We start from the raw sequence: 25,236 nt of genomic DNA on the forward strand, positions 1-25,236 counted from the left end.
CGCGGCACGAGAGGGGGAGGATCATGCGGACGTTCGACGTTGCCGTCATCGGCGGGGGGATCAACGGCTGCGGCATCGCGCGGGACGCGGCCGGCCGAGGATACTCGGTGTCGCTGACCGAGCAGAATGACCTGGGCAGCGGCACCTCGTCATGGTCGACCAAGCTGATCCACGGCGGCCTGCGCTACCTGGAGCACTACGAGTTCCGCCTCGTGCGGGAGGCGCTGGCCGAGCGCGAGGTGCTCTGGGGGATCGCGCCCCACATCGTGCGCCCGCTGCGCTTCGTCCTGCCGCTCCACGCGGGCCTGCGTCCGGCCTGGCTGCTGCGGATCGGCCTGTTCCTCTACGACCATCTCGGCGGCCGCAAGCGCCTGCCCGGCACGCGCCCCGTGGACCTCTCCGGCCCGGTCGGCGCCCCGCTCAAATCCGAGTTCCGGCGCGGCTTCGAGTACTCGGACGCGCGCGTCGACGACACGCGCCTTGTGGTGCTCAACGCGCGCGACGCCGAGGCGCGGGGCGCCGAGATCGCGGTGGGGACCCGCGTCGTCTCGGTCCGGCGCGAGGGCGATCTCTGGCGCATCGTCCGGCGCGAGCTTCGGACCGGCCGCGAGGAGGAGATCGCCGCGCGCTTCCTTGTCAACGCGGCCGGCCCCTGGGTCGACCGGGTGATCCAGGGCCCGCTTGGCCGGAGCGAGGCCAAGCACGTGCGCCTCGTGCAGGGCTCGCACATCGTGTTGCGCAAGCTCTACGACCACGACCGGGCCTTCATCTTCCAGAACGCGGACGGGCGCATCATCTTCGCGATCCCCTACGCGAACGACACGACGCTCGTCGGCACGACGGACCGTGACTTCTCCGGCGATCCCGCCGACGCGGCGATCACCGAGGAGGAAATCGAGTATCTCCTGAGCGCCGCCAGCGAGTACTTCGCGACGCCGCTTCGCCGGGACGACATCGTCTGGACCTTCTCGGGGGTGCGCCCCCTCTACGACGATCACGCCTCCGCGGCGCAGGAGGCGACGCGCGACTACGTGCTGAAGACGGACGGCGCGGCCGGCGAGGCGGCGGTGCTGAACATCTTCGGCGGCAAGATCACCACCTACCGCAAGCTGGCCGAGGATGCCCTGAAGGAGATCGGTCAGCGCCTCGGGGCGCGCGGCCGCTCGTGGACCGGAGGCGCCGCACTGCCGGGTGGCGATTTCCCGGTGGACGGGGTGGCCGAGCTCGAGGCGCGCCTCGCCCGCGCCGCGCCCCGGCTCGGCGCCGCCACGGTCCAGCGCATGGTGGCCGCCTACGGGACGGACGCGCTGCGCATCGCCTCGAATCTGGGACCCGATCTGGGACACGGCCTCCACGAGGGCGAGCTGCGCTGGATGATGGACCGGGAATGGGCCCGCACCGCCGAGGACGTTCTCTGGCGCCGGTCGAAGCTCGGTCTCGCCTTCTCGCCCGACGAGGTCGCGGCGCTCCGAGCGCGGATCGCGTCCATGACCGGCCGCACCGACGGCGCGATGGCCGCCGCCGTCTGAGACCGGCAAGGACGCAGCGAGACCGAGAGACGGCGACCCGGCCGAGCCGGAGAGGCGCCGCATCACAGGAGGAAACGATGCCGCGACCGGACCATGCCGTCCACCATCGCCACAGGTCGAGACCGGACGCGCGGATCGCGCGTCGGCGCGCCGATACGGCGCGACGCTGAGCGCTGCACCTCAGCACCCCGTCCAATCCGAGATGCGCCCGGGATGAGCCCGGGTCCATCCGCGGTCTCAAGCACCAAGGCGCGCCATGATCGGCTTTCTCGCTCCCGCGGCCCACAGGCCACCCATCCAGACGGATCGCGTCGATCCGACCTACCGCAAGCTGCGCTGGCAGATCTTCGCGGGCATCTTTCTCGGCTATGCGGGCTATTACCTGCTGCGCAAGAACTTCTCGCTGGCGATGCCCTACCTCGTCGAGCAGGGCTACAGCCGCGGTGAGCTCGGCACCGCGCTCTCCGCCGTCGCGATCGCGTACGGCCTGTCCAAGTTCCTGATGGGCATGGTCTCGGACCGCTCCAACCCGCGCTACTTCCTGCCGATCGGCCTCGTGCTCTCGGCGCTGGTGATGTTCCTGTTCGGCTTCGTGCCCTGGGCGACCTCCAGCGTCGGCATCATGTTCGTCCTGCTGTTCCTCAACGGCTGGTTCCAGGGCATGGGTTGGCCGCCGAGCGGCCGCACGATGGTGCACTGGTGGTCCCAGAAGGAGCGCGGCGGCGTCGTCTCGGTCTGGAACGTGGCGCACAATGTCGGCGGTGGCCTGATCGGCCCGCTCTTCCTGCTCGGCCTGGCCTGGTTCAACGACTGGCACGCGGCGTTCTACGTGCCCGCCGCCGTGGCGCTCGGCGTCGCGGTCTTCGCCTTCATCACCATGCGCGACACGCCGCAATCCTGCGGGCTGCCCTCCGTGGAGGCCTGGAAGGACGATTATCCGGACGGCTACGACGCGAACCACGAGCGCGAGTTCTCCACGCGCGAGATCTTCGTCGAGCACGTGCTGAAGAACCGGATGCTCTGGTACATCGCCTTCGCCAACGTCTTCGTCTACCTGCTCCGCTACGGCGTGCTGGACTGGGCGCCGACCTACCTGAAGGAGGCCAAGCACTTCTCGGTCGACAAGACCTCCTGGGCATACTTCCTCTACGAGTGGGCCGGCATTCCCGGTACCCTTCTCTGCGGCTGGCTGTCCGACAAGCTGTTCCGCGGCAACCGGGGCGCGACGGGCGTGGTGTTCATGTTCGGCGTCATGGCGGCGACGCTGGTCTACTGGCTCAATCCCGAGGGTAATCCGGGCGTCGACCTCGCGGCCCTGATCTGCATCGGCTTCCTGATCTACGGGCCGGTGATGCTGATCGGCCTCCAGGCCCTCGAGCTCGTGCCGAAGAAGGCGGCCGGGACGGCGGCGGGCTTCACGGGCCTGTTCGGGTATCTCGGCGGCTCCGTCGCGGCGAGCGCGCTGGTCGGCTACACGACCGACCATTACGGCTGGAACGGCTGCTTCATTCTCCTGCTGGCGGCCTGCGTCCTCGCCATCGTCTGCCTGTCGCTGACCCTGCGGCACAGCAGCACCGCGGTCGCGCAGCCTGCCTGAGCGGCGGTTTCCGGACACGGCAGGGATGCTCAGGCTTCCTGCCGGCCCGTGCCGGTGCGATCGGGACGGGCGCCCGGAGCGGCCGTCCCGGCGCCGAGCGTGACGGTCAGGTCCTTCCGCCGGTCGTCAGGCCGTCACATCGCCCCGAGCGCCCGCGGGAGCCACAGGGACAGGGCGGGCCAGTAGGTCACTAGGACCAGGAAGGCCAGCATCGTCAGCAGCCAGGGCAGTACGGCGACGGTCAGCTCGGAGATGCCCATATGGGCGATCCCGCTCGCCACGTAGAGGTTGAGCCCGACCGGCGGGTGGCACAGGCCGACCTCCATGTTGACCGCCATGATGATCCCGAAATGGATCGGGTCGATCCCGAGCTTGACCGCGATCGGGAACAGGATCGGCGCCATGATCAGCAGAATCGAGGACGGCTCCATCACGTTGCCGGCGATCAGCAGGATGATGTTGACGACGAGCAGGAAGACCAGCGGGCTGAAGTTCATGGCGATCAGCCACGCCGCCATCGTCTGCGGGATGTTCTCCGACGTCATCAGGAACGAGAACAGCACCGCGTTGGTGATGATGTAGAGCAGCATCGCGCTCATGTTGGCGGACGCGAGGAGCACGCGGGGCACGTCCGACAGCTTCAGGTCCCGGTAGACGAACACCGCGATGACGAAGGCGTAGACGGCCGCCGTCGCGGCCGCCTCGGTCGGGGTGAAGATGCCGGCGTAGATGCCGCCGATCACCATCACCACGAGGAACAGGCCCCAGGCGCTCTCGCGGAAGGCGCGCAGGCGCTCGGCCCAGGACGCCTTCGGCATGCGCGGATAGCCGCGGCGCTTGGCGATGACGAAGGTGACGCTCGCCAGCATGGCCGACAGGACGATGCCGGGCATCACACCGGCGAGGAACAGGTTGCCGATCGAGGAATTCGTCGACACCCCGTAGAGCACGAGGATGATCGAGGGCGGCACGAGGATGCCGAGCGCTCCCGAGGTGGTGATCACCCCGGCGCCGAAGCGGCGCGGATACCCCTCCGCGACCATGGCGGGCAGGATGATCGAGCCGATCGCCACGACCGTCGCCACGCTCGATCCCGACACGGCGGCGAACAGCGCGCAGGCGACCACGCCCGCGAGCCCGAGGCCGCCCGGCCAGTGCCCGACGAGGGAGGTCGTGAAGGCGATCATCCGCCGCGCCACGCCGCCATGGGCCAGGAAGTTGCCGGCGAGGATGAAGAACGGGATCGCCATGATCGAGAAGTTCTCGATCCCGGTGAACAGCTTGAGCGCGACGCTCTCGATCGGCACCTGCGTGAGGGTGAACAGGAAGGTCAGCACCGTCAGGCCGAGCGCGATCGAGATCGGCATGCCGGTGAGCATGAGGGCGATGAGTAGCCCGAAGATGATCAGGCCGCTCATGCGGGGCCTCCCTCGCGGCCGAGCTGGATCGGGTCGACACCCTCGACGGTCGGGACGCCGTCGACATGGGCGTGGTCGCGGGCGGGCAAGTGTCCGGTCTTCCAGTAGCTCCACGCGACCTGCAGGAAGCGGAAGCACATCAGGTAGGAGCCGAGTGGGATCGCGAGGTAGACGATCCAGACCGGGATCTCCATGTCGGGCGTCGTCTGGTCGGTGTGGCCGATGCGCCAGACGAAGTTCGTGCCGAGCGTGCCGACGATCCCGGTGAACAGCGCGCCCGCCGCGAGGCTGATCAGGACCATCACCCGGCGCGCGCCCGGCGGCAGGCGGTTGACCAGCACGTCGACGCCGACGTGGATGCCGGTGCGCACGCCGTAGGCCGCGCCGAACTTCGCGACCCAGATGAACATGTAGATGCACAGTTCCTGCGACCAGCCGAAGTCGATCCGGTCGGTGTAGTCCTGCAGCGCCGGGATGCCGGAGAGGAACCGGTGCACCACCGTGGCGAAGGTGATGACGGTCGCGGCCGCCATCAGGGTTCCGATCAGCACCTCTTCGAGCCGATCGAGCAGTTTCAGCAACATGGTCGGTCCGGGCGCGGCGGCGGGATCAGTTGTTCGGCGCCGCCTCTGCTTCCTTGTTCAGCGCCGCGACCAGATCCTTGCCGACGCGGGAGGCCATCTCGCGCTGGACCGGCGCCAGGGCCTTGCGCCACGCGGCGTTCTCGGCATCAGTCGGCGTGTAGACCTCGGTCTTGCCGGTGGCGCGGATGTCGGCGAGCGCCTTCTCATTCTGCTTGTCGGCGATCTCGTGCTCGTAGGCGGTCGCATCCTTGATGGCGCCCTCGAGCGTGGTGCGGATGTCGGCCGGCAGCCCGTCCCAGAAGCCCTTGTTCACGATGACCGCGTAGCCGATGTAGCCGTGATAGGTCAGCGTGGCGTGCTTCTGCACCTCGTTGAGCTTCTGGGTCGTCACGTTCGACGGCGGGTTCTCCTGGCCGTCGACCACGCCGGTCTGCAGCGCCTGGTAGAGTTCGGAGAAGGCGAGCACCTGCGGCAGCGCCCCGAGCTGCTTGAACTGCGCCTCCAGAACCTTCGAGGACTGGATCCGGAACTTCAGGCCCTTCACGTCCTCGGGGGCGTGCATCGGCTTGTTGGCGGTGAGGATCTTGAAGCCGTTGTCCCAGTAGCCGAGCCCCTTGATCCCCTTGGTCTCGAGCTTCTTGAACAGGCCCTGGCCGATCGGTCCGTCCTGGACGCGCCGCAGCACCTGCTCGTTGGGGAAGATGTAGGGCAGGTCGAAGGCCTCGAACTCCTTCACGCCGAGGGGTCCGAATTTGCTCGTGGACGGCGCCAGCATCTGCACGGCGCCGAGCTGGAGCATCTCCACCTCCTCCTTGTCCTTGTAGAGCGTGCTGTTGGGGTAGATCTCGACCTTGACCGCGCCCTTGGTGCGCTCCTCGGCGAGCTGCCTGAACCGCTCGGCGCCCTGGCCCTTGGGCGTGTCGGTGGTGGTGACGTGGCTGAACTTGATGACGATGGGGCTCTGCGCCGCGGCCGGCGTGACGAAGGCGAGCGCACACACGAGCGCACCGAGTATCCGAGCCGTCATCGCGTCCTCCCAGACGTTAGCTCCGCGTCGTTGCGCGGATTGAATTTTGGATAGACTTGCAGGTGGGCGCGGTGGCGACAAGCGCGAAAGTGCGACGCCGGGGGGAAGATGTCGCCCGCACAAACGTTTTGGTCTTGATGCGGGCGGCAATGGGACCGGGGCCCGACGCGTCAGGTCCTGTCGCGCCCCCCGATGAAAGCCTGCACGGCCTCCCGATGCTCGGGCGTCGCGGTGACGACGGCGTAGTGCGAGGAGATCAGGTCTAGGTTGGTGCGCAGGTCGTTGCGCATGCCCTGGTAGACCGCGCGCTTGATCAGGCTCAGCGTCAGCGGCGGCGCCTTGGCGATTTTCCGCGCCAGCGCCGCCACGGCCGGCATCAGGTCCGCGTCGGCGTGGACGCCGTTGACGAGGCCTATCCGCAGGGCCTCGTCGGCATCGACGAAATCGCCGGTGAAGAACAGCTCCAGCGCCTTCGCGGTCCCGACGAGGCGGGGCAGGAAATGGGCGCCGCCCGCGCCGGGGACGAGGCCGACCCGCACGTAGGTCTCGGCGAAGCGGGCGCTCCTGGCGGCGAAGCGCAGGTCGCACATCAGGGCGAGGTCGAGGCCGGCGCCGGTGGCCACGCCGTTCAGGGCGGCGATCACCGGCTTGTCGAGATCCTCCAGCGTCAGCGGGATGCGCTGAATTCGCCCGTAGAGCTCCTCCTTGCGCCGGGCCGGCGGCTGGTCGAGGCGCTCGCCCATCTCGACGATGTCGCCGCCGCTGCAGAAGGCCGAGCCCGCGCCGGTCACCACCACGACGCGGATCGCCGCGTCGGCGCGGCAGCGCTGCAGGGCAGCCGTCCAGGCTTCGATCATCGGGAAGGTGAAGGCGTTCTTCCGCTCGGGCCGGTTCAGCGTGATGGTGGCTACGCCCTCGGCGACGGAGAACAGCAGGTCCTCGCCCGCGCCGTGGGGTTCGGTCTCGGCTTCAGCACTCATCGGGCGGCCTCCAGGGGCGCGGTGTCGGGCTTGTCCGGCGCGTCCATCAGGGCGGCGATCTCGGCCGGTTCGAGCCCGGCCTCGGCCAGGACCTCGGCGGTGTGCTCGCCGAGCCGCGGGGCGTGGTGGCGGATCGCGAAGCGGCTGCCGCTGAACGAGACCGGCCGGCGCATGGTGCGGTAGCGCCCCTCGCTCGGGTGCTCGGCACTGCCGAAGAAGCCGACCGCCTTCAGGTGCGCGTCCTCCGGCAGGTCCTCCAGGCCGAGGACCGGCATGCACGGGATGCTCACCGAGTCGCAGAACGCCACCCATTCGGCGGTGGTCCGGCGCGCCGCCTCCTCCTCGACCAGGGCGTAGAGGATCTCGATGTTCTCCACCCGCACGGCGAGCGGCGCGAAGCGGGGATCGTCCACGAACTCGAGCCGGCCGGTGTGGATGAAGAAGTCGCGCCAGTTCCGGTCGGAATAGGGCAGGATGCAGGCGTGGCCGTCCCGGGTCCGGTAGGGCTTGCGCCGCGGGCTCAAGACCCGGTTGAAGCCCGGCGGACCGAGCGGCGGCTCGAAGGCGTAGCCGACCATGTGCTCGACGAAGTTGAACTCCACCATGGTCTCGAACATCGGCACCTCGACCGCCTGCCCGCCGCCGCCGGCCCGGCGCTCGTAGAGGGCGGCGAGGATCGCGCAGGCGATGGCCTGCCCGGCGATCTTGTCGCACAGCACCGTGGGCAGGTACCCGGGCTGGCCATAGGCGGCGGTCTGGAGCGCCGCGAGGCCCGAGCCCGCCTGGATCAGGTCGTCGTAGGCCGCCTTGTGGGCGTAGGGACCGTCGGCCCCGAACCCGTAGGCGCCGCAGTAGACGATGTCGGCGTTAAGCGTGCGCACCCGCGCGTAGCCGTAGCCCAGGCGCAGGATCGCGTCGGGCCGCATGGAGTGGACGAAGACGTCGGCCGTGGCGATCAGCCGGTCGAGGGCGGCCCGCGCCGCGGCCCGCTTCAGGTCGAGGCGGACGCTGCGCTTGTTGCGGTTGAGGTGCAGGAAGTTGCCGCCCATCCCGGCGCCCCGGGCCGGCCGGTAATGCCGGAAGGAATCGCCCTCCGGCGTCTCGATCTTGATCACGTCGGCGCCGAGATCGGCGAGGATATGCGTCGCCGAGGGCCCCATGATCACGCTGGTCAGGTCGACCACCCGCACGCCCGCGAGCGGCCCGGCCGTGTTCGTCTCTGCGGGATGAGTCTCGGCGGAGTGATCCGGCACGAACAGGTCTCCCATCTCAGCCGGCGCCGCCGCGCAGGCGGACCAGCATCGGCCAGAGGGCCGCGCCGCCGCCCGCGCAGACCGCGCGCCCGATCCGCTCCTGCCAGAGGGCGTCGGATCCGAACTCGTCGCGCCAGGACCACAGCCGTCGCGTCGCGCGGTGAAGCGGGTGCTCCTGGGTGAAGCCCATGGCCCCATGAATCTGGTGGCCGATCGCCGCGACGTGGCCCGCCGCCTCGCCGCAGCGCGCCTTGGCGATGGCGGTGGCGAGGACGAAGCGGGGGTCGCCCCAGCAGGCGGCGGCAAGGTCGGCGGCTGCGGTCGCGGCGGCGACATGGCCCGCGGCCTCGGCCAGCATGTGCTGGATCGCCTGGAACTTGGCGAGCGGCCGGCCGAATTGCTGCCGCTCCTGGGCGTGAGCGAGGGCCAAGCCGAGGCAGGTCTCCAGGGCGCCCACCATCTGCTGCGCCCGGACCCAGGCGCCGACGGATTCGACGGACGGCGCGTCCGCTCCGGCGGCCCAGCCCGGCGCGGCCCGGACGTCGGCGGCCGCGACGGTGCAGCCGGTCAGATCGAGGGTGTCACGCGGCTCGCCGGCGAGGTTGTGGTGCGTGTCGCGGAGCGTCCCGGGCGCGGCGATCCGCACGAGGTGCGGGATGCCGGCCGCGTCGACGGCGTCGAGGAGGAGGGCCGCGGCCGAACCGCCCCAGGGCACCTGCGCGACCCGTCCGTCCAGGACGAAGCCCTCCGCGTGCGGCGCGATCCGCACGGGGCCACCGCCCGGGGCCAGCGACAGGGCGCCGTCGCCCGCCTGTCCCCCCGCGGCGACCCAGAGCGCCGCGCCCGCGACGGTCTCCGGCAGGGGCAGGGGGAGGGCGGCCCGGCCGCAGCGCCGGATCAGCCGGGCGGCGGTGGCGGCGGCGAGGCCGATCCCGCCCTCCGCCTCGGGCACCAGCACCAGCGGCAGGCCGCTCTCGGCGAGCGCCGTCCAGAGATGCGCCGGCCAGAGATCCGCCGCCCTTGCGGCCGCGCCCGCGGCCCCGTCGCAGGCGGCCAGCAGCGCCGGCGTGAGGTGCTGGGCGAGCAGCCGCTCGACCTGATCGAGGACGATCCCGTCGACCGCGTCGCCGGCCTCGGCGTGCTCCATCCGGCTCATCGCAGCCCCAGCCCCCGGGCGATGACGCCGCGCAGGACCTCGCGGGTGCCGCCGCGCAGCGTGAAGGACGGTGCCCGCAGTGTCACGCCGCCCAGAGCCTCGCGGAAGGCGTCGCCCTGCGCGGTGAGGCTCGGCTCGACCGGCACCAGCCGCCGGGCGATCTCCGGCACCGCGCGCTCGAAGCCGTTGCCGACATCCTTGACGAGCGCCGCCTCGACGCCCGGCACGACGCCCTGGTCGAGGAGGCGGGCCACCGAGGCCGACATGCCCAGCAGCGCGGTGAGCTGCGCCACCATCCGCCCGGTCTCGACCGCCTGGAACCGGTCCGGCTCCGGCCCGATCCGGTCGACGAGTTCGACGAGCAGCCGGTAATCCGACAGGAAGCGGTCGGGCCCCGAGCGCTCGAAGGCGAGCTCCTCGGTGACGAGACCCCAGCCCGCGCCCTCGGCGCCGACCCGCATCGCGTCGGGGACGCGGTAATCGGTGAAGAACACCTCGTTGAACTCGTGATGGCCCGATAGGTCGAGGATCGGCCGCACCGTCACCCCGGGGGCCGCCATGTCGACGATGAACTGGGTCAGCCCGCCGTGCCGGTCCGGCCCCGGCTCGCCGGTCCGGACCAGGGCCAGCAGGTAGTCGACCTGATGGGCGTTCGTCGTCCAGATCTTGGAGCCGTTGATCACCCAATCGTCGCCGTCGCGGACCGCGCGGGTCCGGACGGCGGCGAGGTCCGAGCCGGAATTCGGCTCGCTCATGCCGATGCCGAAGGCGCAGTCGCCCCGGCAGATCCGCGGCAGGATCGCCCGCTTGGCCGCCTCGGTGCCGTGCCGCAGGATCTGCGGGCCCGACTGGCGGTCGGCGATCCAGTGCGCGCCGCAGGGGGCGCCGGCCGCCAGCATCTCCTCGGTGACGACGAAGCGGACGAGGTCGGAGCGGCCGTGGCCGCCATAGGCCTCCGGCATCGTCAGGCCGATGAGGCCCGCGGCCCCCGCGCGCCGGCTGAAGGCGGCGTCGAAGGTCGTCCACGAGGTCCGGTGCGGGACGAAATGCCCGGCCGCCCGTTCCGCGTCGAGGAAGGCGCGGACGGACGCGCGGGCGGCCTCGGCCTCGGGCGGGAGCGGCTCGGCGCTGAAGCGGAAACTGTGCATCGGGGCTCCCTGAGCGGCGGGACGGGCTGGCGGCGCCGAATCCGCGGCGCTCAGCTGCCGTCGCGGCCCTCGAGGCCGGGGAAGAAGATCTCCTGCCAGTCGCCCGGCACCTTCCGCAGGAAGCCCTGCGTCGCCATGGCCTTGGCGAGGGCGACCATGCCCTTCGGGGCCACGTCGTAGACGATGGAGCCGTCGGTCAGGATCGTCTCGACCTGCGCGCGATCGATCTGCACCTGCTCGGAGGCGAGGTAGATCGACGCCGCGCGCTTGGGGTCGCTGCGGATCAGCGCGACTGCGTCCTCCATCCCGGCGCGGATCGCCTGCGCCACCTTCGGATTCGCGTCGACGAAGCCCTGCTTGGCGTTCAGGGTCGCGGCGGTGATGTCGCCGCTGCCGATCAGGCCGGTCGAGGTCATGACCGTCCGGATCTTGGGATCCGCCTGCAGGACCTGCGTGAAGGGTGGCGTCGCGAAGTAGCCGGCGATCCCCTGTCCGGCGCGCATCGCCGCGGTGGCGTCCGGATGGGGCAGGCTCACCATCAGCGCGTCGGCCTTGGCCGATCCGCCGAGCTGCTGGGCCGCCGCGACCCGCAGCAGGATCGCCTGGGGTGAGTTGAAGGCCGGGACCGCGATCTTGTCGCCGAAGGTGAAGTCCTTCAGCGCGGCGACGCCGGGCTTGCCGGTGAACAGCGTGTAGACGACCGAGCTCAGGGCGGTGAGGCTCTTGATCTGCTGGCTCCCGCGGGTCTTGTCCCAGGCGATCAGGGCACCGGCCGAGCCGAGGGTGCCGAGCTCGACGCTGTCGGAGAGCAGCGCGTCGTTCATCGCGGTCGAGCCGCTGAAACGCGTCAGCGTGACCGACAAGCCGTCGAGCCCCGCGGCCTTGGCGCGTTTGTCGAACAGCCCCTCGCTCTGCGCGATCATCACCGGCAGGTAGACGAGGCCGTATTGCAGGCCGATGCGGACAGAGGCCGTCTCGGCCCGCGCCGCCCCGCCGAGGGCCGGGAGCATCAGCGCGGCGGCGAGGAGGCGCGCGGCGACGGCCGCGTGGCGGAGCGACATCGGCATTCCTCCCGAGCAGGGCCGCGCTTGCCGCGCGGTCTCCCGGTGCCGGTCAGTCAGGCGGGTCCGACACCGCGCACGAGTAGGGCAGAGCCCGAACCCGGCATCAACCGCCATCGCCCATATGCTGAAGAATATCACGTATATGATGGGAGTCGCCGGGCATGCCGGATCTATAGTGCCGGCGAGCGGCGCGGGCTGTTGGCGCGGCGGAGGAGGGAACGTGCCTGCGATGCGCTGCGATCACCACGGATCCGGGCGTGGGCGACCAGGGCCGTTTCGAGCTGTGCGGCCTCCGGGACTGTCGTTTCGCGCGTCGCGTCATGGTTGAGCGCATCGCTCCGCGGGGCACTGCGTCCACCGACCTGACGGTGGGGGCCGATCCCGCCGGTTCGGATGTGGCCCTGGTGAAGTCCGCCGGACGGGTGCTTCAGATCCTGGAGCTGTTCGACGAGATCCAGCGGGAAGCCAGGGTCTCCGAGATCGCCGAGCGGCTGAGCGTCCCGCAATCCTCGACTTCGGTGCTCCTGAAGAGCCTCGTCCGGCTCGGCTATCTCGACTACGACCCGGCGAGCCGCAGCTTCCTGCCGTCGCCCCGGGTGGCGCTCCTCGGCGCGTGGCTCGACAAGGGACCGGTGCGAGACGGCAGCCTCGTGCGCATGCTCGAGCACCTCTCGGAGCGCACGGGTGGGACCGTGATCCTCGCCGCGCGCAACGCGATCTTCTCGCAGTACCTCCACGTCCTGCAGGCCCGCACCGCCATGCGCTTCCACGTCCCGCCCGGGACGCGCCGCCTCGTCGTCTGGTCGGCGACCGGGACCGCGCTCCTCGCCGACAGCCCGGAGGCCGAGATCGGTCCGCTGGTCCGCCGCACGAACGCGGAGGCGCCGGCCGAGCAGCCGCCCATCGCGCTCGCGGCCGTCCTGGCCAATCTGGCGCGGCTGCGTCGGGACGGGCACTTCTTCTCCCGCGGGCTCGTCACGACGGGCGCAGGCTCGATCGCGGTCCCGCTGCCCAGGCGCATCGACGGCAAGGGCCGCCCGCTGGCGGTCGCCGTGTCCGGCCTGCTCGACGAGTTCGAGCGTCGGGAAATGGAGATCGCCGCGACGATCCACGACGCGGTGGCGCGGTTCCTGCCGGAGGATCCGTCGCGGCCCTGAGGCCGGTCGCCGTCGACCCCGCCGTCACCTCCGAACCCCGCGCACGGCTGCAGATCGAGGATTGCGGGGCTGATCGGCCCGGTAGCGCGCTAGTGAGGCTCGAGGCCCTGCAGCCTCGAAGACGACCACGTGGAGACATCATCATCGTGCCCGGCGCCCCAACCGCGCGCGGCTCAGAGCCGCCCGATACGCTGCCGCGTCCGACCATCGCCGGCAACGTCGCCCTCGGCGTCACGCAGATCGTCCTGTGGGGCGGCACGTTCTTCCTCACCGCCGTCGTCTCGGACCCGATCGTCGCCGAGACCGGCTGGCCGCAGGCGATGGTGGTGGGCGCGCTCTCGCTCGCGATCTTCGTGTCGGGCCTGCCCGCGCCGTTCGTCGGCCGCATGATCCGGCGTCACGGCGGGCGGCCGGTCCTCGTAGCCGGCGCCACGATCATCGCGGCGGGCCTCGTGCTGATGGCGGTCGCGCAGTCCCTCCCGGTCTTCCTGCTCGCCTGGATGGTCGCCGGTCTCGGCATGGCGGCCGCACTCTACGACCCGCTCTTCGCGGCGATCGGCCAGGCCTACGGCGCTAACGCGCGCGGGGCGATGACCCAGATCGCGATCTCGTCGGGCTTCGCGGTCTCGCTCTGCTGGCCGGCCACGCGGTTCCTGGTCGACCATGTCGGCTGGCGCGGGGCCTGCCTCACCTACGCGATCCTGTCCGTCGCGCTCGTGGTCCCACTCTTCGCCTGGGCTCTGCCGGCCCGGAGCCGGGGCGCGGTCGAGCCCGCCGCGGCGCCCCGGCCCTACGAGCCGACCGGCTCGACCGAAGCGGCGCGCCTGCCGGCGGAGCGCCTGCTCGCCGTGACCTTCACGATGGCGGCGATGATCATGACCGCCACTTCGGTGCAACTGCTCAACCTGCTGCAGACGCTGGGCGTCGGCGCGACCGCCGCGGTGGCCCTGACCGGCCTGATCGGTCCCGCCCAGGTCGGCGTGCGCGTCGTCGAACTGGCCCTCGGCCGCCGCGCCCATCCGGCCTGGTCCCTGCTCCTGTCGAGCGCCAGCGTCGGGCTGGGGCTCCTGCTGCTGGCGACGATCCCGTCCCTGGCGTGGCTCGCGATGGTGCTCTACGGCGCCGGCAACGGCATGCGCACCGTCGTGCGGGGCACGCTGCCGCTGGCGCTCTACGGACAGGGCCAGTACGCGGCGGCGATGGGCCGGCTCGCCCGCCTCCCGCTCCTCGGCCAGGCGATCACGCCCCTGGCCTGCGGCTACGTCGCCGAACGACTCGGCCTGCTGCCCCTGCTGGAGGTGATGCTGGCCGTGGCGGCGATCAATCTCGGCCTGTCCCTGTGGGTGTTCGGCTTCGCGATGCGTCGCCCGAGGGCGCCGGCCTGACCGGCGATTGCGGACCAGATTTTGCCAGATTGACAGATTGTCGGACGATGTGCTCCATTCGGCTCGCGGATGAGAGGCATCCGCGAGGATGAGCCGGGTCAACCGGCCGTCCGAAGGAAACGCCCGCATGGACGCAGAGATCTACGAGATCTACGCGATCAAGTACGCGCATCATCACCGTATGGCCCGCGAGAACTTCATCGGCGGGGACATCCACGACGGCCCGATGCCGATCGATTACTTCGTCTGGGTCGTCGTCGGCGGTGGCAGGACGATCGTCGTCGATACCGGCTTCGACCGCGCGATGGCGACGAAGCGGGGCCGCAGCATCGTGCGGCCGGTCGAGGAGGGCCTGGCGCGGATCGGTGTCGACCCGCTGCGGGTTGAGGACGTCGTCCTGACCCACCTGCATTACGACCACGCCGGCAACCACGACCTGTTCCCGACGGCCCGCTTCCACGTCCAGGAACGCGAGATGGCGTTCTGCACCGGCCGGTGCATGTGCCATCCGGAGGTCCGCCACCCCTTCGCCGCCGAGGACGTGAAAGCGATGGTGGACCGCCTGTTCGAGGACCGCGTCCGCTTCCGCGAGACGACCGACACGCTGTATCCGGGGATCACCCTCCACCGGGTCGGCGGCCATTCGGACGGCCTGCAGATCGTCCGAGTCCGGACCGCGCGCGGCTGGGTCGTACTGGCCTCCGACGCCGCGCACTTCTACGCCAATATCGGTCGCCGGCTCGCCTATCCCATCGTCTACAATGTCGGCGACATGTTCGAGGGCTATCGGACGGTCCGGCATCTGGCCGAGTCCGAAAATCACATCGTCCCGGGCCACGATCCGCAGGTTCTCGCGATCTACCCGCCGGCGTCCGCGGATGTTGCCGGCTGGATCGCGCGCGTCGACCTGCCTCCGACCGCTTCACCGACCTACTGACCGGAGGATTCCATGATCGTCGAGATGCGCGTTTACTACTGCGCCCCGACCCGATTGCCGGCCCTGCTGGAGCGGTTCCGCTCCACCACGCTCGGCTTCTTCCAGAAATACGGCATCGAGCAGGTCGGCTTCTGGACCACGCTCGTCGGTCCCGACAACCACGCGCTCACCTACCTGCTCAAGTGGGAGGACATGGCCCAGCGCGAGGCGCGCTGGAACGCCTTCCAGGCCGATCCGGACTGGATCGCCGCCCGCGCCGAGACCGAGAAGGACCGGCCGATCGTCGCCCGGATCGAGAACACCTTCCTCGCCCCCACGGACTTCTCCGCCCTGCGCTGACGGGGACACGCGGCGCCGGGCCAGTCCGGCCGTCGCTCAGAGGGATATTCACGGCATGGAACAGAGAACCATCGGCGTCATCGGCCTCGGCATGATGGGCGATCCCATGAGCCGGTGCCTGGCCCGAGCGGGGCACGCGCTCCGCCTGCTGGACGCGGATGCAGGCCGGACCGACGCGCTCGCCCGGGATCTCGGCGCGGCGACGCTCACGCGGGACAACGCGTCCGAACTCGACCTGCTGATCACGATGCTGCCGAACTCGGCCATCGTCGAGGCGGTGCTGCTCGACGAGGGCTGGGCCGACGCGCTCCCGGCCGGCGCCACCGTGATCGACATGAGCTCGTCGGAGCCGGTGCGCTCCCGCGCGCTCGGCGAGACGCTCGCCGGGAAGGGGCTCGGCTATCTCGACGCGCCGGTCTCGGGCGGCGTGCGGCGGGCCGTGGACGGCACGCTCGCGATCCTCGTCGGCGGCGAGGCGGATCTCCTCGCCCGCTGGCGGCCGGTGCTGGAGGCGATGGGCTCATCCGTCCTGCATATCGGCCAAGCGGGATCGGGCCACGCCGCCAAGGCGCTGAACAACTTCGTCTCCGCCGCGGGCCTGCTCGCCACCGTCGAGGCGCTCCACGTGGCGCAGCGCTTCGGCATCGCGCCGGAGGCCATGACCGACGTGCTCAACGCCTCGTCCGGGCGCAGCAACACCTCCGAGAACAAGGTCAAGCAGTTCATGCTCAGCGGCAGCTTCGCCTCGGGCTTCTCGCTGAAGCTGATGGACAAGGATCTCGGCATCGCTGGGGCTTTGGCTGACTCGGTCGACTACCCGCTCGGCTTCGGCCGGCACTGCATCGAGACCTGGCACGCCATCGCCGGCGAGGTCGGGCCCGCGGCCGACCACACCGAGATGTACCGCCTGCTGGCCGAGGGAGCCTGAGACCATGGCGCTTACGGACCTGAGCCGCTTCTACATCGACGGCGCCTGGGTCGAGCCGGTTTCGGCTCAGCCGTTCCCGCTGATCGACCCCGCCACCGAGACGGCGTTCGGCACCCTCGCGCTCGGCGATGCCGCGGATGTCGACCGGGCCGTGCGCGCGGCCCGCGCCGCCTTCCCGGCCTTCTCGGAGTCGGCGCCCGCCGAACGCGTCGCGCTCCTCCGCCGGATCCTCGCGCTCTTCGAGGAGCGGTTCGAGATCTTCGCGGAGACGATCCGGCAGGAGATGGGCTCGCCCATCGGCTTCGCGCGCAAGGGGCAGGCGGCGCGGGGCCCGGCGCACCTCAACGCGCTCATCGCGGTGATGGAGCGCTTCGCCTTCGAGGAGGATCGCGGCACCACCCGGATCCGGCGCGAGCCGATCGGCGTCTGCGGCCTGATCACCCCCTGGAACTGGCCGATCAACCAGATCGTCGTGAAGATCGCCCCGGCGCTCGCGGCCGGCTGCACGATGGTGCTGAAGCCCAGCGAGTACTCGGCGGTCAGCGCGATGCTGTTCGCGCAGGTGCTCCACGACGCGGGCGTGCCGCCGGGCGTGTTCAACCTCGTGAACGGGGACGGCCCCGGCGTCGGCGCCGCGATCGCCGCGCATCCGGGGATCGACATGGTCTCGTTCACCGGGTCGACCCGCGCCGGGATCGAGATCGCCCGGGCGGCAGCCCCGACCATCAAGCGCGTCGCGCAGGAACTCGGCGGCAAGTCCGCCAACATCCTGCTGGAGGACGTCGACTTCGATCGGGCGGTCCGGCGCGGCGTCGCGGCCTGCTGCACCAATTCCGGCCAGTCCTGCTCGATCCCGACGCGGATGCTCGTGCCCCGGGCCCGGATGGACGAGGCGGCCGCCATCGCGGCCGAGGCGGCGGCGGGCTTCCGGCTCGGCCCGACCGCGGACCCCGAGACGGATCTCGGCCCGGTGGTCAACCGCACCCAGTACGAGCGCGTCGTCGGGCTGATCCGCACCGGCATCGCGGAGGGCGCGCGGCTCGTCGCCGGCGGCCCGGAGCGGCCGGACCACCTCGACCGCGGCTTCTACGTCCGCCCGACAATCTTCGCCGACGTGACTCCCGACATGACCATCGCGCGGGAGGAGATCTTCGGCCCGGTCCTGTCGATCCTTGCCTACGACAGCGAGGACGAGGCGATCGCGATCGCCAACGGCTCGCGCTACGGGCTCGCCGCCTACGTGCAGGGACGGGACCGCGACCGGGCGCGCGCCGTGGCGCGGCGGCTCATCGGCGGCCAGGTCCACATCAACTACCCGCCCCCGGACGTCCACGCGCCGTTCGGCGGCTACCGCCAGTCCGGCAACGGCCGGGAATGGGGCGAGGCCGGTCTCCAGGAATACCTCGAGACCAAGGCGATGATCGGCTTCGGCCTCGACTGAACCGTCCCGCGCGATGCGGCCGGCGCCCGCGCGCGTCGGCCCCGACCAGGAGAACCAGATGTCCGACGAGAGCGAGCTGTTCGGCCAGGGTTTCGAGAACCGCAAGACCGTCCTCGGCGCCGCCCATGTCGAGAAGTCCTGGGCCAATGCCGACGCGTTCAACCGCCCGGTCCAGCGGCTCGTGACCGAGTATTGCTGGGGCGCGGTCTGGGGCGACGAGACGCTGCCGTTCAAGACCCGCAGCATGCTCAACATCGCGATGCTGACCGCGATGAACCAGCACCACGAACTCGGCGTCCACGTCAAAGGCGCGCTCAACAACGGCGTGACCCGGGACGAGATCCAGGCGGTGCTGATGCAGGCGCTCGTCTATTGCGGCGCCCCGGCGGCCCTGGCGGCCTTCCGGACCGCCTCCGCAGCGATCGCCGATTGGGACAGAGAGCACGCCAGCGGGCGCTGAGCCCGCACCCGCGCCCAGGTCCGACGCAGTCAGAAAACTCGCGCGGCAGACGAACAGGGAGGGAGACGCCATGTCGGTCACGTCGGCAGCCTTGACAACGGAGACGGCGGGCGCGCGCCCGGCCGCGTCCCAGTCGATCGAGGAGAAGCGGAAGAGCGCCATCCGCGGCGCGTTCTTCTCCGAATACATCGACATGTTCGACATCTACCTGCCGGTGGTCGCGCTGGCGCCGGTGATGTTCATGTTCCAGCCGAAGAACCTGTCTCCCCAGATGGAGACGGTGCTGGCCTCGCTGGTGTTCATCACAACCCTGCTCGGCCGCCCGATCGGCGCGCTCATCTTCGGCCTGATCGCCGACAAGGTCGGCCGCCGGGCCGCCTCGATCTACTCGGTGGCGGGCTTCGGGGTGATCACGCTGCTGATCGGCCTGCTGCCCGGCTACGAGACGCTCGGCCTCGCCTCGTACATCCTGCTGGTGCTGCTGCGCTTCCTCGACGGCATCTTCCTCGGCGGCGGCTACACCGGGGCGATGCCGCTCGCCATCGAGTATTCCAAGAAGGACAAGCGCGGCTTCGTCGGCGGCCTGATCATCGCGGGCTTCCCGGCCGCCTATGTCAGCATCAACCTCATCACGATGCTGATGTTCTACCTGTTCCCGCTCGACGGGCCCGGGTCGCCCTACACAATCTGGGGCTGGCGCATCCCCTTCATCGTCGGCGCGGCGCTCGCCGGCCTGCTCGCGCTCTACTACGTCCACAAGGTCTCGGAATCGGAGGTCTGGAAGAAGGAGGCCGCCGCCGGGGCAGAACAGGCCGAGGCATCGCCCATGGCGGGCCTGTTCTCCGGGAAGGGCGGGCGCGACCTCCTGCAGGTCCTGCTGCTGATGACCGGCTTCTGGACGACGCAGAACATCATCACGATCTACATGCCGACCGGTTTGCTGGTGAAGACCCTGCACCTCAACGGCTTCGCGCTGACCGCGACGCTGATGATCTGCTACACGATCCTGTTCTTCAGCTACATCGGCTCCGGCCTCCTCGGGCAGCTCATCGGCCGCCGGCGGTTCTTCGTGATCGTCGGCCCGCTGATCGCGACGGTGGGCGCGTACATCCTCTACACGCTGACCGTCACGCCCGAGATGGCGTTCGGCACCCGCGTGCTGCTGGTCAGCCTCCTGGCGGTGATCGTGACCTCGCCCTGGGGCGTCATCGTCACCTACATCAACGAGCGCTTCGCCACGGATGTCCGCGCCACCGGCTTCGGCATCGGCTTCAGCCTCTCGGTGGTGATCCCGTCCTTCTACGCCTTCTACATGGACTGGCTGAGCGCGCTGATGCCGCTCGCGCTGACGCCCGTGGCCCTGCTCATCGTCGGCGGCCTGATCGGCACCGTGGGCGCGCTCATCGGGCCGGAGACCAAGGACGTCGATTTCGGCACCGGCCACTGAGCCGGACGCCGCGCGGAGGACGCAGCATGAACGGGAACCGGATCGGCTTCATCGGGCTCGGCAACATGGGCGGCCGCATGACGCGCCGCCTGACCGGCGCGGGGATCGATGTGGTCGGCTTCGACACCGACCGGGAGGCCGCCGCGCGCTGGGGCGCGACGGATGCGGGCTCGATCGCCGCGGTCGTCGGTGAGACGGACGTGGTCCTGATGTCCCTGCCCGACAGCAAGGTGGTCGAGCGTGTCGTGCTCGGCGCGGGCGGGGTCCTCGCGGGCTGCCGGGACGGGCAGATCGTCGTCGACCTCAGCACGGCCTCGGCCAGCTCGACGCGCCGCATCGCCGCGGCGCTGGCCGAGCGCGGCGTCGCCTACGTCGACGCGGGCATCTCCGGGGGCGCCGCCGCGGCCGAGAAAGGCACGCTGACCTTGATGGTCGGCGGTAATCCCGCCGTCATCGACCGGCTGGACTGGGTGTTCGCGCCGATCGCCCAGAAGGTCGTCGTGATGGGCGGATCGGGGGCCGGCCACACGACCAAGCTGCTCAACAACTTCCTGAACGCGGTCAGCCTCGCCGCCACCGCGGAGGTCATGGTCGCGGGCCGGAAGGCCGGGCTCGACCTGCACCGGCTCCTAGAGGTGCTGAACGCCTCCAGCGGCGTCAACTTCGCGACGCTGAACCGTTTCCCGAAGATCGTCGACGGCGACTACCTGGAAGGCGGCCTGACCGGCAAGCTGATGACCAAGGACGTCGTGCTCTACACCGATCTGCTGCACGAGCTCGGCGTCGCCTCCCTCAACGCGTCCGGCCCGATGGCGAGCTTCGGCCTCGCCACGGCGCTCGGCTACGGCGACGTCATCTCCAACCGCGTCGTCGACGCCATCGGCGACGTCTCCGGTGGTGTCCGGCTCCACGGCAACCGACACGAGAACTGAGAGGATACGATGCAGATCTTCCACGGCCGCGAGAACAGCGCGAAGTCCGAGAGCCGCGGGCCGACCTTCACCGGGCAGGTCTGGGCCGACCCGGTGATGCCGTCGACGGGCGGCGTGATGATCAACAACGTCTTCTTCACGCCCGGCGCGCGGACCTTCTGGCACGCGCACGCGCAGGGCCAGATCCTGCAGGTCACGGCCGGCAAGGGCTGGATCTGCGTCGCGGGCCAGCAGGCGCAGCCGATCCGCGCGGGCGACACCGTCTGGATCCCCGCGGACGAGCGGCACTGGCACGGCGCGGCCGCCGACAGCTACCTGCTCCACACGGCGATCTCGCTCGGCAAGACCGACTGGCAGGACGAGGTGGTCGAGGCCGACTACGCCGGAGCCACGGCATGACCGGGCCCGCGCCGAGCCCGGAGAGCCTCCGGCACACCGTGCAGGGCGAGCTCGGTTACTGGGACGCGGAGCAGGCGGCCCTCGCCGAGCTGGCCCCGGGCTTCCTCGACGCCTGGGCCCGGCTGGCGATGGTCCCGGTGCGCAAGAACCATCTCGGCGCCAAGGACCGCGCCCTGATCGCGCTCTCGGCCGCGACGGCCGCGACCCACCTCTACGCGCCCGGGACGCGCCGCCAGATCCGCAACGCCCTCGACGCGGGCGCGACGGCCGAGGAGATCACGGAGGTGCTCGCGCTCACGGCGACCCTCGGCATCCACGCCTGCAACATCGGCGTGCCGCTGCTGCTGGAGGTGCTGGAGGAGGCCGGTCAGCGGAGCGGCCCCGCGCCGCTGACGCCGCGGCAGGAGCAGCTGAAATCCGACTTCACCCGCGACCGGGGCTACTGGCACGCGTTCTGGGACGGTCTCCTTGAGCTCGATCCCGACCTGTTCGAGGGCTATCTCGACTTCTCGGCCTGGCCCTGGCGCCACGGCGTGCTCACGCCGAAGATGAAGGAGTTCGTCTACTGCGCCTTCGACGCGGCGGCGACGCACCTCTACGTGCCGGGCCTGAAGATGCACATGAAGAACGCCCTCGGTTACGGGGCGACCAAGGAGGAGCTGATGGAAGTCCTCGAGATTGTCAGCCTGATCGGCATGCACGGCGCGGAACTGGCCGCGCCGATCCTGCGCGACGAACTGGCCGCGCGGGGCCGGGGCTGACCGACGCGCGCCGGGGCACGCCTTGCCACCCGAGGCTGCGCCATGCCACCGCTTCGGCTCGCCAATGATCCCCGAATCCCCAGCGATGAACAAGATCAGGGCCATCCAGCCGGACACGCTCCGGCAAAAGGTCGAGGACGCCGTCCGCGAGGCGATCACGTCGGGCGTCTACGCCCCCGGCGAGCGGCTGATCGAGCGCGAGTTGTGCGAGGGGCTCGGCGTCAGCCGCGCCTCCGTGCGCGAGGCCCTGCGCCGGCTCGAGGCCGAGAAGCTCGTCCACACGGTGCCGCATCGCGGCCCGGTCGTGGCCTCGATCTCGGTGGAGGAGGCGCGTCAGCTCTACGCGCTGCGGGCCGTGCTGGAGGGCTACGCGGCGCACGAATTCGCCACCCAGGCCACGGACGCGGCGATCGTCGAGTTCGGACGCGCAGCCGGTGATCTGCGCGAGGCCGCCGGCAGCGGCGACACGGACCGCGTCCTGCGCGCCAAGGGCGTCCTGTACGACGTGATGCTCAGCCATTGCGGGAACGATCTGGTCCGCGAGACCCTTCGCGGCTTCTACTCCCGGATCAACCTGCTGCGCGCGACATCGCTGATGCATCCCGAGCGGCTGCCGCACAGCCTCGCCGAGATCGACGCCCTCGTCGCGGCCTTCCGGGCCCGGGACGCCGCGAAGGCCGAGCAGCTGGCCCGCCTCCACGTCACCAACGCGTGCGCGGTCGCCCTCAAGCAGCTCGCGTTCCGCATCGCGCAGACGTCCCTCGACGCGGTGAGCTGAGCGCGCGGTCCGCGGGCGCGCAGACCCTGCGCGGGGGAGGGCGGCGAGGTCGCCTCCGCGGCGACGCCCGTGGCCGAGGCGGTCCAGATGATCGATGCCGTGTCGGTGATGTCGCGCGCCCTGCGCCGAGCGACCGGCGGCGACACGCCTTGCGATCCCCCGGCGGAAGGCCCAGAACCGCACGGTCCTTGCTTCCCCATGCTGGCGCCACGGGAGTTCGTCGCTTGGTCCGGACCGTCTGCCCGCACGATTGCCCCTCCGCCTGCAGCCTCGACGTTGAAGTCGCGGACGGGCGCGTCGTCTCGGTCCGGGGCGGCGACAACCCCTACACGGCCGGGGTGATCTGCGCGAAGGTCAGCCGCTACGGCGAGCGCGTCCACCACCCGGACCGGATCCTCCACCCCATGGAGCGCGTCGGGCCGAAGGGCGGCGGGGCGTGGCGCCGGATCTCCTGGGACGCGGCGCTCGACCGGCTGGCCGCGGCCTTCTCCGAGACGGCGGACCGTTGGGGGCCGGAGGCGGTCTGGCCGTACAACTCGGGCGGCACCATGGGCCTCGTCCAGCGCGACGGCATCCACCGGCTGACCCACGTGATGGGCTACTCGCGGCGCAAGCGCACCATCTGCACGGCGGTGGCGATCGCGGGCTGGAGCGCCGGGGTCGGCCGGATCGCCGGGCCGGATCCCCGCGAGATGGCGCTGGCCGACCTGATCGTGGTCTGGGGCGGCAACCCGGTCAGCACGCAGGTCAACGCGATGACCCACATCAGCCGCGCCCGCAAGACGCGCGGCGCCAAGCTGGTGGTGATCGATCCGTACCGCACCGGGACCGCGGCGGCGGCCGACCTCCACCTCGCGCCCCGGCCCGGGACCGACGGGGCGCTGGCCTGCGCGGTGCTCCACGTCCTGTTCCGCGACGGTAACGCGGACCGGGCCTATCTCGCCGCGCACGCGCAGGACACGGCCGCGCTGGAGGCGCATCTGGCGTCGCGCACGCCCGAATGGGCGGCGGCGATCACCGGCCTGGAGCCCGCCGCGATCGAGGCCTTCGCGGCCCTCTACGGCAACACGCCGCGCAGCTACATCCGCTGCGGTTTCGGCTTCACCCGGAGCCGCAACGGCGCGGTGAACCTGCACGCGGTGACCTGCCTGCCGACCGTCACCGGCGCGTGGCAGCACCCGGGCGGCGGCGCCCTCTGGCAGCACGCCGCGATCTTCAACTGGGACAAGACCCTGACGGAGGGTCTCGACGCCCGGGCGCCGGGCGTGCGCGAGCTCGACATGAGCCGGATCGGCGCCGTGCTCGCCGACGATCCCGACGCCCTGCAGGGCGGCCCCCCGGTCCGCGCCATGCTGATCCAGTCGGCCAATCCCGCGGTCTCCGCGCCCGACAGCGCCCGGGTGCGCGCCGGGCTCGCGCGGCCGGACGTGTTCGTGGCCGTGCACGAGCAGTTCCTGACGGAGACGGCCGCGCTCGCCGACCTCGTGCTGCCGGCCACCACCTTCCTGGAGCACGACGACATCTACGGGGCCGGCGGCCACAGCCACATCCAGGCCGGCCCCGCGATCCTGGAGCCGCCGGGCGCGTGCCGGTCGAATCACGCGCTCCTCTCGGCGCTCGCCGCCCGGCTCGGCGCGGACCACGCGGGCTTCCGCCTGAGCGCCCGGGACCTCGCCGACGCGACCCTGGCGCGCTCCGGCTGGGGCGGCCTCGACAGGCTGGAGGCGGAGCGCTGGATCGACGCGCAGCCGGACTTTGCCGAGAGCCACTTCCTGAACGGGTTCGGCCATCCCGACGCGCGCTTCCGCTTCGCGCCCGACTGGGCGTCACTGGGCCCGCGCGCGGCCGGGATGCCGTCCCTGCCGGATCACTGGCCGGAGGCCGAGCCCGCCGACGCGGAGCACCCGTTCCGCATGATCGCCCCGCCGGCCCGCCAGTTCCTCAACGCGACCTTCACCAACGTGCCCGAGTCGCTCCGCCGCGAGGGGCGGCCGACCTGCCTGATCCACCCCGCGGACGGCGACCGGCTCGGGATCGGCACGGGGGACGCCGTCGAGGTCGGCAACGCCCGCGGCCGGGTCCGGCTGCACGCGCGGCTCGCCGAGGGGCAGCAGCCGGGCGTCGTCGTGGTCGAGAGCCTGTGGCCGAGCGCGGCCTTCATCGGCGGGGGCAGCGGGATCAACGCGCTGATCGGGTCCGCGCCGGCCGCGCCCAACGACGGCGCCGCCTTCCACGACACCGCGGTCTGGGTTCGCGCAGCCTGAATTCCGGACCGCACCGGGCTGAGGCTGAACCGGCCTGCGCGGGCGCGCTATTTCTCGACGAAGGCCTTCTCGATGACGTAGTGGGCGGCCTCGCCGTGGTTGCCCTCCTCGTAGCCGCGCGACGTCAGGAGCTCGCGAGTGTCGCGGATCATGTCGGGGCTGCCGCAGAGCATGAAGCGGTCGTTCTCGATCGCCATCGGCGGCAGGCCGATATCCTCGAACAGCTTGCCCGAGACCATCAGGTCGGTGATC

Annotated in this window: 23 protein-coding genes and 1 pseudogene; 15 read left to right on the plus strand and 9 right to left on the minus strand. The window is 71.0% G+C overall.

Annotated elements, in window-relative coordinates; translation table 11 throughout:
* Window positions 1-23 precede the first annotated feature (23 nt).
* Window positions 24-1,529, plus strand: coding sequence for a glycerol-3-phosphate dehydrogenase (glpD, locus tag ACLBX8_RS16325; RefSeq protein WP_447681564.1), 1,506 nt, complete (start codon window positions 24-26; stop codon window positions 1,527-1,529).
* A 256-nt stretch (window positions 1,530-1,785) separates the two neighbouring features.
* A complete protein-coding gene (glpT, locus tag ACLBX8_RS16330; protein WP_020093148.1) occupies window positions 1,786-3,126 on the plus strand; it encodes a glycerol-3-phosphate transporter in 1,341 nt (446 codons plus the stop codon).
* A 134-nt stretch (window positions 3,127-3,260) separates the two neighbouring features.
* Here glpT and ACLBX8_RS16335 read toward each other — a convergent pair whose 3' ends face one another.
* The 8 genes from ACLBX8_RS16335 to ACLBX8_RS16370 form a co-directional block, all read right to left on the minus strand.
* On the minus strand, window positions 3,261-4,544 hold the full coding sequence (locus tag ACLBX8_RS16335) for a TRAP transporter large permease (protein WP_056533341.1): 1,284 nt from the start codon (window positions 4,542-4,544) through the stop codon (window positions 3,261-3,263).
* Window positions 4,541-5,128, minus strand: coding sequence for a TRAP transporter small permease (locus ACLBX8_RS16340; protein WP_447698952.1), 588 nt, complete (start codon window positions 5,126-5,128; stop codon window positions 4,541-4,543). The genes ACLBX8_RS16335 and ACLBX8_RS16340 overlap by 4 nt, the downstream gene beginning before the upstream one ends.
* Window positions 5,129-5,153: 25 nt before the next feature.
* Window positions 5,154-6,155 (minus strand): TRAP transporter substrate-binding protein, encoded by a 1,002-nt coding sequence (locus ACLBX8_RS16345; RefSeq protein WP_447698951.1) that lies wholly within the window; start codon window positions 6,153-6,155, stop codon window positions 5,154-5,156.
* A gap of 170 nt (window positions 6,156-6,325) precedes the next feature.
* Window positions 6,326-7,135 carry an enoyl-CoA hydratase/isomerase family protein gene (locus ACLBX8_RS16350; RefSeq protein WP_447698950.1) on the minus strand — a complete coding sequence of 270 codons (810 nt, stop codon included), beginning with the start codon at window positions 7,133-7,135 and terminating at the stop codon, window positions 6,326-6,328.
* On the minus strand, window positions 7,132-8,388 hold the full coding sequence (locus ACLBX8_RS16355; protein WP_447698949.1) for a CaiB/BaiF CoA transferase family protein: 1,257 nt from the start codon (window positions 8,386-8,388) through the stop codon (window positions 7,132-7,134). Before ACLBX8_RS16355 ends, ACLBX8_RS16350 begins: the two co-directional genes overlap by 4 nt.
* A gap of 16 nt (window positions 8,389-8,404) precedes the next feature.
* Window positions 8,405-9,535, minus strand: coding sequence for an acyl-CoA dehydrogenase family protein (locus tag ACLBX8_RS16360; RefSeq protein ID WP_447698948.1), 1,131 nt, complete (start codon window positions 9,533-9,535; stop codon window positions 8,405-8,407).
* Between the two features lie 5 nt (window positions 9,536-9,540).
* Window positions 9,541-10,692 (minus strand): acyl-CoA dehydrogenase family protein, encoded by a 1,152-nt coding sequence (locus tag ACLBX8_RS16365; RefSeq protein WP_447698947.1) that lies wholly within the window; start codon window positions 10,690-10,692, stop codon window positions 9,541-9,543.
* A 50-nt stretch (window positions 10,693-10,742) separates the two neighbouring features.
* Entirely contained in the window at window positions 10,743-11,753 is a 1,011-nt protein-coding gene (locus ACLBX8_RS16370) for an ABC transporter substrate-binding protein (RefSeq protein ID WP_447698946.1), read from the minus strand.
* Between the two features lie 407 nt (window positions 11,754-12,160).
* Between ACLBX8_RS16370 and ACLBX8_RS16375 the strand changes: the two genes are divergently transcribed.
* From ACLBX8_RS16375 to ACLBX8_RS16435, 13 genes are all read left to right on the plus strand, one after another.
* The gene (locus ACLBX8_RS16375) at window positions 12,161-12,913 is read left to right on the plus strand and encodes an IclR family transcriptional regulator (protein WP_447698945.1); all 753 of its coding nucleotides are present in this window, start codon (window positions 12,161-12,163) and stop codon (window positions 12,911-12,913) included.
* A 146-nt stretch (window positions 12,914-13,059) separates the two neighbouring features.
* A complete protein-coding gene (locus tag ACLBX8_RS16380; RefSeq protein WP_447715512.1) occupies window positions 13,060-14,298 on the plus strand; it encodes an MFS transporter in 1,239 nt (412 codons plus the stop codon).
* 127 nt (window positions 14,299-14,425) lie between these two features.
* The gene (locus ACLBX8_RS16385; RefSeq protein ID WP_447715513.1) at window positions 14,426-15,235 is read left to right on the plus strand and encodes an N-acyl homoserine lactonase family protein; all 810 of its coding nucleotides are present in this window, start codon (window positions 14,426-14,428) and stop codon (window positions 15,233-15,235) included.
* A 12-nt stretch (window positions 15,236-15,247) separates the two neighbouring features.
* Entirely contained in the window at window positions 15,248-15,574 is a 327-nt protein-coding gene (locus ACLBX8_RS16390) for an NIPSNAP family protein (RefSeq protein ID WP_020093160.1), read from the plus strand.
* A 55-nt stretch (window positions 15,575-15,629) separates the two neighbouring features.
* Entirely contained in the window at window positions 15,630-16,502 is an 873-nt protein-coding gene (locus ACLBX8_RS16395) for an NAD(P)-dependent oxidoreductase (protein ID WP_447715514.1), read from the plus strand.
* Window positions 16,503-16,506: 4 nt separating this feature from the next.
* Complete coding sequence (locus tag ACLBX8_RS16400) at window positions 16,507-17,943, plus strand: aldehyde dehydrogenase family protein (protein ID WP_447715515.1); 1,437 nt, start codon at window positions 16,507-16,509, stop codon at window positions 17,941-17,943.
* A 58-nt stretch (window positions 17,944-18,001) separates the two neighbouring features.
* The gene (locus tag ACLBX8_RS16405) at window positions 18,002-18,403 is read left to right on the plus strand and encodes a carboxymuconolactone decarboxylase family protein (protein WP_091928057.1); all 402 of its coding nucleotides are present in this window, start codon (window positions 18,002-18,004) and stop codon (window positions 18,401-18,403) included.
* 91 nt (window positions 18,404-18,494) lie between these two features.
* A complete protein-coding gene (locus tag ACLBX8_RS16410) occupies window positions 18,495-19,850 on the plus strand; it encodes an MFS transporter (protein WP_447715516.1) in 1,356 nt (451 codons plus the stop codon).
* 26 nt (window positions 19,851-19,876) lie between these two features.
* The gene (locus ACLBX8_RS16415) at window positions 19,877-20,782 is read left to right on the plus strand and encodes an NAD(P)-dependent oxidoreductase (RefSeq protein ID WP_447698940.1); all 906 of its coding nucleotides are present in this window, start codon (window positions 19,877-19,879) and stop codon (window positions 20,780-20,782) included.
* A 9-nt stretch (window positions 20,783-20,791) separates the two neighbouring features.
* Window positions 20,792-21,181, plus strand: coding sequence for a cupin domain-containing protein (locus ACLBX8_RS16420; protein WP_020093166.1), 390 nt, complete (start codon window positions 20,792-20,794; stop codon window positions 21,179-21,181).
* Window positions 21,178-21,942, plus strand: coding sequence for a carboxymuconolactone decarboxylase family protein (locus tag ACLBX8_RS16425; RefSeq protein ID WP_020093167.1), 765 nt, complete (start codon window positions 21,178-21,180; stop codon window positions 21,940-21,942). The genes ACLBX8_RS16420 and ACLBX8_RS16425 overlap by 4 nt, the downstream gene beginning before the upstream one ends.
* A gap of 85 nt (window positions 21,943-22,027) precedes the next feature.
* Complete coding sequence (locus tag ACLBX8_RS16430) at window positions 22,028-22,720, plus strand: GntR family transcriptional regulator (RefSeq protein WP_132368332.1); 693 nt, start codon at window positions 22,028-22,030, stop codon at window positions 22,718-22,720.
* A 224-nt stretch (window positions 22,721-22,944) separates the two neighbouring features.
* Entirely contained in the window at window positions 22,945-24,984 is a 2,040-nt protein-coding gene (locus tag ACLBX8_RS16435) for a molybdopterin-containing oxidoreductase family protein (RefSeq protein WP_447715517.1), read from the plus strand.
* Between the two features lie 47 nt (window positions 24,985-25,031).
* Here ACLBX8_RS16435 and ACLBX8_RS16440 read toward each other — a convergent pair.
* A pseudogene (locus tag ACLBX8_RS16440) lies at window positions 25,032-25,236 on the minus strand (ferredoxin--NADP reductase); the annotation flags it as partial.

It is taken from the genome of Methylobacterium sp. D48H, from assembly GCF_053345715.1.

Bases quoted from the DNA above. Each gene is read 5' to 3' on its own strand.
- glpD (WP_447681564.1), top strand. From the start codon at position 24: ATGCGGACGTTCGACGTTGCCGTCATCGGCGGGGGGATCAACGGCTGC.
- glpT (WP_020093148.1), top strand. From the start codon at position 1,786: ATGATCGGCTTTCTCGCTCCCGCGGCCCACAGGCCACCCATCCAGACG.
- ACLBX8_RS16335 (WP_056533341.1), bottom strand. From the start codon at position 4,544: ATGAGCGGCCTGATCATCTTCGGGCTACTCATCGCCCTCATGCTCACC.
- ACLBX8_RS16340 (WP_447698952.1), bottom strand. From the start codon at position 5,128: ATGTTGCTGAAACTGCTCGATCGGCTCGAAGAGGTGCTGATCGGAACC.
- ACLBX8_RS16345 (WP_447698951.1), bottom strand. From the start codon at position 6,155: ATGACGGCTCGGATACTCGGTGCGCTCGTGTGTGCGCTCGCCTTCGTC.
- ACLBX8_RS16350 (WP_447698950.1), bottom strand. From the start codon at position 7,135: ATGAGTGCTGAAGCCGAGACCGAACCCCACGGCGCGGGCGAGGACCTG.
- ACLBX8_RS16360 (WP_447698948.1), bottom strand. From the start codon at position 9,535: ATGGAGCACGCCGAGGCCGGCGACGCGGTCGACGGGATCGTCCTCGAT.
- ACLBX8_RS16365 (WP_447698947.1), bottom strand. From the start codon at position 10,692: ATGCACAGTTTCCGCTTCAGCGCCGAGCCGCTCCCGCCCGAGGCCGAG.
- ACLBX8_RS16370 (WP_447698946.1), bottom strand. From the start codon at position 11,753: ATGTCGCTCCGCCACGCGGCCGTCGCCGCGCGCCTCCTCGCCGCCGCG.
- ACLBX8_RS16385 (WP_447715513.1), top strand. From the start codon at position 14,426: ATGGACGCAGAGATCTACGAGATCTACGCGATCAAGTACGCGCATCAT.
- ACLBX8_RS16390 (WP_020093160.1), top strand. From the start codon at position 15,248: ATGATCGTCGAGATGCGCGTTTACTACTGCGCCCCGACCCGATTGCCG.
- ACLBX8_RS16395 (WP_447715514.1), top strand. From the start codon at position 15,630: ATGGAACAGAGAACCATCGGCGTCATCGGCCTCGGCATGATGGGCGAT.
- ACLBX8_RS16400 (WP_447715515.1), top strand. From the start codon at position 16,507: ATGGCGCTTACGGACCTGAGCCGCTTCTACATCGACGGCGCCTGGGTC.
- ACLBX8_RS16405 (WP_091928057.1), top strand. From the start codon at position 18,002: ATGTCCGACGAGAGCGAGCTGTTCGGCCAGGGTTTCGAGAACCGCAAG.
- ACLBX8_RS16415 (WP_447698940.1), top strand. From the start codon at position 19,877: ATGAACGGGAACCGGATCGGCTTCATCGGGCTCGGCAACATGGGCGGC.
- ACLBX8_RS16420 (WP_020093166.1), top strand. From the start codon at position 20,792: ATGCAGATCTTCCACGGCCGCGAGAACAGCGCGAAGTCCGAGAGCCGC.
- ACLBX8_RS16425 (WP_020093167.1), top strand. From the start codon at position 21,178: ATGACCGGGCCCGCGCCGAGCCCGGAGAGCCTCCGGCACACCGTGCAG.
- ACLBX8_RS16430 (WP_132368332.1), top strand. From the start codon at position 22,028: ATGAACAAGATCAGGGCCATCCAGCCGGACACGCTCCGGCAAAAGGTC.